General features: G+C 69.3%; 1 protein-coding gene. It reads right to left on the bottom strand.

Going from position 1 to position 1,929, the window contains the following annotated elements; translation table 11 throughout:
- Positions 1–302: 302 nt before the first annotated feature.
- On the bottom strand, positions 303–1,929 hold a 1,627-nt coding region (locus KUA19_RS27740), incomplete at its 5' end, for a glycoside hydrolase family 43 protein (RefSeq protein ID WP_217400218.1).

The raw sequence follows: 1,929 nt of genomic DNA, 5'->3' as shown, positions 1-1,929 counted from the left end.
GGGATGCGCGGCGCCATGGGTGCGCGGCGCCATGGGTGCACGGCGCCGTGGGGGGCCGCCGGGTGGGTGGGGGCCGCCGGGTGGGTGGGGGCCGCCGGGTGGGTGGGGGCCGCCGGGTGGGTGGGGGCCGCCGGGTGGGTGGGGGCCGCCGGGTGGGTGGGGCGGTGTCGGGTGGGTGGTGTGGTGGTGGCTCACGCGTGTGGGGTTGTGCGTCCAACTCCACACGTGTGAGCTGCGTGTTGTGTGGGGTGCGGTGGGCGGTGCCACGGCGTGTGTGGCGTGTGGTGGTGCGGTGATCCGGGTCAGTGTTCGTGGTAGGTGGCGTGGTGGTAGTCGGCGTGGATGCCGTCGTTGCCGAGGTCTTGTACCCAGAGGCCGAGGAAGGCGCCGGTGAAGCCCCAGGCGGCGGGTTCGCCGTCGATGACGGTGGCGGCGTGTTCGTCGGACAGGATGGTGGCGTCGAAGTGGTGGGGGATGGTTTGCCAGCCGGTGCCGAGGTTGTAGGTGAAGTGGATGGTGGGTCCGTCGAAGGTGGCGCGTAGGCCGACGTGGTCGGCGGTGCTGGTGTCGATGGTGAGGTGTGGGTGTGTGGTGAGGCGGCCGTGGTTGCAGGTGAGGAGTTCGAGGGTGCGGCGGCCGTCGTCGGCGCGGGTGAGGTAGGCGTGGTGCCAGTTGGCGGTGTTGTAGTAGGCGGTGATTCCGGCGAGGTGGCGGTGGTCGACGGGGTCGAATTCGAGCACTGTTTCGAGGCTGCAGTGGGTTGATCCGACGCGTCGGGCGACGAGGCTGGGGGTTTGTTTGCCGACGGGTGATTGGCCGCCGTGGATGCGTAGGTGTGTGGGGCGGGTGGTGAGGTCGATCCAGTCGGGGGTGGCGGGTCGGCGCAGGGTGGACCAGGCGGGGCCGAGTACGGGGTTGTCGAAGTGGTCGGTGGCGGGTTGGTTTGGCCAGGGGTGTGGTGTCAGGTCGGGGGCGGGGATGTCGTCGGCGGGGATGCCGCCGGGGATCGAGGGCCAGCCGCCGGTGGGCCAGTCGACTTTTTGGATGGCGGTTTCGCGGCCCAGGACGCAGTTGCCCAGGGGGGTGTAGGGGCGGGCGGCGAGGTGGGCGAGGTACCAGTGGCCGTGTTGGGTTTGGACGAGGCTGCCGTGTCCGGCTTTTTGGAGGGTGAGGTCGGGTCGGTTGAGGGAGGTGAGTAGGGGGCCGTTGGGGTCGGCGAGGTAGGGGCCGTGGAGGTTGCGGGAGCGGGCGATGGTGGCTTGGTGTTGCCAGCTGGTGCCGCCTTCGGCGGTGAGCAGGTAGTACCAGCCGTCGTGTTGGTAGAGGTGGGGTCCTTCGGTGAGGCCTGCTTCGGTGCCGGTGAAGATGATTTGTGGGTTGCCGACGAGTTTTTGTTGGTGGCGGTCGTAGCGTTGGATTTCGATGCCGCCGAAGCGGTCGCGGCCGGGGCGCCAGTCGGCGGACATGGCCAGGAGCCAGGTGGTGCCGTCGGTGTCGTGGAACAGGGATGCGTCGAAGCCGTGGGAGTGCAGTTTGATCGGGTCCGACCATGGTCCGTCGATGCTGGGTGCGGTGGTGAGGTAGTTCTGGGGGTCCCAGTAGCCGGAGGCGAAGCTGGCGACGTCGCTGTAGACGAGGTGGAACAGGCCGTCGTGCCAGGTGAGGTCGGGGGCCCAGATGCCGTTGGAGTCGCCGCAGCCGCGCAGGTCCAGTAGGCGTTTGCTGTCGATGATGCCGCCGATGGGGCGCCAGTGGACCAGGTCGCGGGAGTGGTGGACGCGGACGCCGGGGTACCACTCGAATGTCGAGGTGGCCAGGTAGTAGTCGTCGCCCACGCGCAGGATCGACGGGTCCGGGTGGAACCCGGGCAGTACCGGGTTGCGGATGGACCGCGCGGCCGTCACGACGTCTGCGAAGTCGGTCGACATG

Source organism: Catellatospora tritici, assembly GCF_019083965.1.
Classification (GTDB): Bacteria; Actinomycetota; Actinomycetes; order Mycobacteriales; family Micromonosporaceae; genus Catellatospora; species Catellatospora tritici.
This window is presented reverse-complemented; position numbering and strand designations above follow the sequence as displayed.